Raw genomic sequence first — 5,022 nt, 5'->3', positions numbered from 1 at the left:
CCGCGCCCCCGCGCGCCCCCGGAGCCAGGGCTCCGCCGCCGTACACGGAAGCCTCACTCCCCGGCGTACATCCGTGCGATGACGTCCTCGATGTCCGGCTCCCGCAGCGACAGGTCCATCAGCGGATACGCGTCCGCGATCTGCGAGACGATCGGCGCCGCGCTCGCCGAGGCCGGGAACGCGAGCCACTGGCGCGGCCCCTCCGTCCGTACGGTCCGCGCCCCGTGCACCCCCTCGATCGGGGGCAGCTCGCGCTCCAGGTCGACCACCAGGGTGCGTTCGCTCTCCCCGGCCTCGTGCAGCCCGGCGAGCGCCCCGTCGTACATCAGGCCGCCGTGGTCGATGACCATCACGCGCTTGCACAGCTGCTCGATGTCGGTGAGGTCGTGGGTGGTCAGCAGCACGGTGGTGCCCTGTTCGGCGTTCAGCTCGCGCAGGAACCCCCGCACCCGCGCCTTGCTGATGACGTCCAGCCCGATCGTCGGCTCGTCCAGATACAGCACGTCCGGGTCGTGCAGCAGCGCGGCCGTGATGTCGCCCCGCATCCGCTGCCCCAGCGAGAGCTGCCGTACGGGGACGTCCAGCAGCCCGTCCAGGTCCAGCAGCTCGACGCAGCGCTCCAGGTTGGCCCGGTAGCGCGCCTCGGGGATGCGGTACATCCGGCGCACCAGCCCGTACGAGTCGCGCAGCGGCAGGTCCCACCACAGGGTGGTGCGCTGCCCGAAGACGACACCGATGCGGCGCACCAGACGCGTCCGCTCCCGCGCGGGGTCGAGCCCGGCGACCCGCAGCCGGCCGCCGCTGGGCGTGAGGATGCCGGTGAGCATCTTGATGGTGGTCGACTTCCCCGCGCCGTTCGGGCCGATGTAGCCCACCATTTCGCCGTGCGGAACGGTGAACGAAATGCCGTCGACAGCGCGCACCTCCTCCCGGACGCGCCGGAAGGGACCGCTGCCCTTCCTGCGGACCCGGAACGTCTTCGACAGTTCCGCCACCTCGATGAGGTCACTCATGCACAGCTCCCGATCAGCTCCCCGTGCTCCGGTATGCCCGCAGGCCCGCCCGCCACGCCAGTCCGGACAGCGCACAGCACAGCAGCGCGACGGCGGGAGCGGCGAAGTCCACCCAGCCGGGCAGTGCGAGCGGATCGTCGCGGCCCAGTACGCGCAGCGCGGGCAGCCAGTTGACGAAGGCGAGCGGCACCACGAAGGTCACACCGCGCACCAGGTCCTTGGCGAAGATGGTCGGCGGGTACTGCAGCAGCGTCGTGCCGCCGTAGGTGAAGGCGCTCTGCACCTCCGCCGCGTCCTGTGCGAAGAACTGGAAGGCGGCACCGGCGACGAAGACGCTGCCGAAGATGGCGGCCCCGCACACCACCATCATGACGACCATCAGCGCCTTCAGCGGCGTCCAGTCCAGCTCCAGCCGCAGCAGCGCCCAGCCGAGCACCAGGCCGCCCTGGGTGACGCGCGAGAGCCGGCGCAGTGCGAACCGGTCGGCGGCGATCTGGCTGAGCACGGGAACGGGCCGCAGCAGCAGCACGTCCATCGTGCCGTCCCGCACCCGTGCGCCGACCCGCTCCAGATTGCCCAGCAGCAGGTCGGACAGGCCGAAGGCGACGCTGGACGTGCCGTACAGAAAGGCGACCTCGGGCAGCGAGAAGCCACCGAGCGCGTCGACGTGCGCGAACATGATCATGATCGCGGCGAAGTCGAGGAAGGTCGTCACGAAGCTCACAGCGGCGACGATCGCGAAGGAGGTGCGGTACGCCAGGGTGGAGCGCACCCACATCCGGACGATGAGGCCGTACGCGCGCAGCCCCCACAGCGCCCGCGCGGCCCGCCCCTCGGCCGCCAGGCCCGCCAGGCCCGGCTCAGCCACCCTGCACCACCACTCGCCGGGTGGCGACCGCCTGCAGCAGCCGCCCGGCGCCCAGCAGCACGGCGACCCACACCGCCTGGAAGCCGAAAGCGGCGGCCAGGCCGAGCCCGCGGCGCTCCTCCAGCAGCACATCGGCGGGCACCTGGAGAGTGGCCGCCCAGGGCAGCCAGCCGACCACCTCGCCGAAGGTGCCGGGGAAGACGGTGAGCGGCAGCAGCATCCCGGAGAAGAAGACGCTCAGCAGCATGCTCAGCCCGTTCACCCCGGTCGAGTCCAGCAGCCAGAAGGTGCTCAGTGCGAACAGGTAGCGCAGCGCGAAACTGACGACCACCCCGAGCACGGCCGCCAGCAGGAAGTACAGCCACACCAGCGGTGCGGTGGGCAGCGCGTGCGGGAAGGCGAGCGCGCCGGCGAGCATCGGTACCACCCCCCGGCCGAGCAGCTGGAAGGCGGCCCGGCCGAGGTCGGCGGCGAGCCACCACAGCTGCAGGTCCACGGGGCGGTACAGGTCGACCGCGATATCGCCGCTGCGGATGCGCTCCTGCAACTCCTCCTGGAACCCGCCGCCCATGATCGCCGCCGTCGCCAGCAGCGCCTGCCCGGTCCATACGAAGGTGAGCGCCTGTACCTGGTCGTATCCGCCCAGGTCAGGCCGTACGCTCCAGAGCGCGACGAACGTGTAGGCGAGGATGAAACCGAAGACCGTGTTGGTGAACACACCGGCCACGGTGGCCACGCGGTAGGTGGCGTACCGCCGGAAGCCACTGATCGCCACCGCGAAATAGAGACGGAGAACACGCATCCTTCCGGGCTCCTCCACCGTCTCACAAGTAGCATTTCCGTACGAGAACGCAGCGATGGACACTAGCCCGGCACACGGGAGGGCGGCCAGCGATTTCTTCGCTGAGCCGGGTGACGGGACCGGACCGGCCGGCCGAGCGGAGGCTCGCGGCTGATGCGCTCCGCTCCCGCGTTCCGATGCGGTTGATGCGACAGTGGTTTACGGGGCGTATACGGGATTCGCCCGATATTGGACGAGGAGTCCCTGCAGACATGAGCGACGAACCGAACAGCGGAGCCCCGGGCTGGGCTTCGAGGCCCGAAGGTCCGTCCCATACGCCCCATGGATCCAACATGCCCGATTCATCCGATAATCCTGATCACCCCGGCAAGAAGCGCCGCCGCACCGGCTGGCGGCGCCTCATCCCGACCTGGCGCATGGTGCTGGGCGGGGTGCTCCTCGTCATCCTGCTGCTGTCCGGCGCGATGGTGGCGGGCTATCTGCTGGTGAGCATTCCCGAGCCGAACAAGGCGGCCGCCGCGCAGACCAACGTCTACCTCTACGCGGACGGCAGCCAGATCGCCCGGGACGGCGAGGTCAACCGCGAGAACGTCCGGCTCAAGACCGTGCCCAAGGACGTGCAGCACGCCGTGCTGGCCGCCGAGGACCGTGACTTCTACCACGAGTCCGCCGTCGACCCCAAGGCCATGGCCCGCGCGGGCTGGAACATGCTGACCGGCGGAGAGCGCCAGTCCGGTTCCACCATCACCCAGCAGTACGTGAAGAACTTCTATCTCAACCAGGACCAGACGGTCACCCGCAAGGCCAAGGAGTTCTTCATCGCGATCAAGCTCGATCGCGAGGTGAGCAAGGACGACATCCTGCAGGGCTACCTCAACACGAGCTACTTCGGCCGCAACTCGTACGGCATCCAGTCGGCCGCACACGCCTACTACGGCAAGGACGTGGGCGATCTCACCGTGGCCCAGGGCGCCTATCTGGCGGCGCTGGTGAACTCCCCCAACGCCTACGACACCCGCGTCCACCCCGAGAACCGCAAGGCCGCCGTCGCCCGCTGGAACTACGTGCTCAACGGGATGGTCAAGGAGGGCTGGCTGGACAAGTCCGAGCGGAAGGGCATGAAGTTCCCCGAGCCGGACGCGCCCAAGCCGCCGACCGGGCTGTCCGGCGAGCGCGGCTACCTGGTCGAGGCCGCGAAGAACTACCTCATCCACAACAAGATCGTCGATGAGAAGCGGCTGAGCGCCGGCGGCTTCCGCATCACCACCACCTTCCAGCCGAAGAAGCAGAAGGCGATGCGGGACGCGGTCGACGACAAGCTGATGTCGCAGCTCGACAAGAAGGCCCGCAAGATCGACAAGTATGTCCGCGCGGGCGGCGCCTCCGTCGATCCCAAGACCGGCAAGGTCGTCGCGATGTACGGCGGCATCGGCTATACGAAGCAGTACACCAACGCCGCCACCACCCGCGAGTACCAGGTGGGCTCCACCTTCAAGCCGTTCGTCTACACCTCGGCCCTGCAGAACAACGCCAAGACCCAGAACGGCAGCCGCATCACCGCGCGCACCGTGTACGACGGCACCAACAAGCGCGAGGTCGTGAGCAACGGCCGCGGCACCGGCTACGCACCCGAGAACGAGGACCACAGGTCCTACGGCCGGATCCCCGTCAGCACCGCCATGGACAAGTCCGTGAACTCGGTCTTCGCGCAGATGGGCATCGACGTCGGCCCGCAGAGAGTCAAGGACACCGCGATCGACCTGGGCGTCCCCAAGGACGTGCCGAACATGCCGGCGGACGGCTCCATCTCGCTGGGCGTCGCCAACGGCGCCCCGCTCGACATGGCCCAGGCGTACGCGACGCTCGCCAACCACGGCAAGCACGGCCACTACAGCATGGTCGAGAAGGTGACCCGGGGCGGCGAGGCCGTCAAGCTGCCCAAGCGCGAGGTCAAGCAGGCGGTTCCCCGGACCGCAGCCGACTCGACGACGGCCGTCCTGCGCAGCGTCGTCCAGAAGGGCACGGGGACGACGGCGCTGGCGGCCGGGCGCCCGGCGGCGGGCAAGACCGGTACGGCCGAGGAGGACAAGGCCGCCTGGTTCGCGGGCTACACCCCGGACCTGTCCACCGTGATCGCCGTGATGGGCAAGAACCCGGACGGCGGCGCGCAGAAGCCGCTGTACGGGGCCGCCGGCCGCCCCCGGATCAACGGCGGCGGCTTCCCGGCCGAGATCTGGGCCCAGTACACGAAGGAGGCGCTGGAGGGGAAGCCGGTGCAGAACTTCAAGCTCGACACCAACGGCGCGTCCGTCGAGCCACCCGTCACCCAGGCCCCCACC

Annotated in this window: 4 protein-coding genes; 1 reads left to right on the top strand and 3 read right to left on the bottom strand. The window is 69.5% G+C overall.

Annotated elements, in window-relative coordinates:
• Positions 1 to 53 precede the first annotated feature (53 nt).
• The 3 genes from G5C65_RS30930 to G5C65_RS39705 all read right to left on the bottom strand — a co-directional run bounded on the left by G5C65_RS30930 (position 54) and on the right by G5C65_RS39705 (position 2,683).
• Positions 54 to 1,013: an ABC transporter ATP-binding protein gene (locus G5C65_RS30930; protein ID WP_165302363.1), complete on the bottom strand. Its 960-nt coding sequence runs from the start codon at positions 1,011 to 1,013 to the stop codon at positions 54 to 56.
• A 13-nt stretch (positions 1,014 to 1,026) separates the two neighbouring features.
• A complete protein-coding gene (locus G5C65_RS30925) occupies positions 1,027 to 1,791 on the bottom strand; it encodes an ABC transporter permease (protein ID WP_241266188.1) in 765 nt (254 codons plus the stop codon).
• Positions 1,792 to 1,873: 82 nt separating this feature from the next.
• On the bottom strand, positions 1,874 to 2,683 hold the full coding sequence (locus G5C65_RS39705; protein ID WP_165302361.1) for an ABC transporter permease: 810 nt from the start codon (positions 2,681 to 2,683) through the stop codon (positions 1,874 to 1,876).
• Between the two features lie 251 nt (positions 2,684 to 2,934).
• Between G5C65_RS39705 and G5C65_RS30915 the strand changes: the two genes are divergently transcribed.
• Positions 2,935 to 5,022, top strand: a 2,088-nt coding sequence (locus G5C65_RS30915; RefSeq protein ID WP_165302360.1) for a transglycosylase domain-containing protein, incomplete at its 3' end; no start/stop codon positions are given.

The organism is Streptomyces boncukensis (genome assembly GCF_011045075.1).
Classification (GTDB): domain Bacteria; phylum Actinomycetota; class Actinomycetes; order Streptomycetales; family Streptomycetaceae; genus Streptomyces; species Streptomyces boncukensis.
Note: the sequence above shows the minus strand (reverse complement) of the source record. Positions and strands in the feature narration are given on the sequence as shown.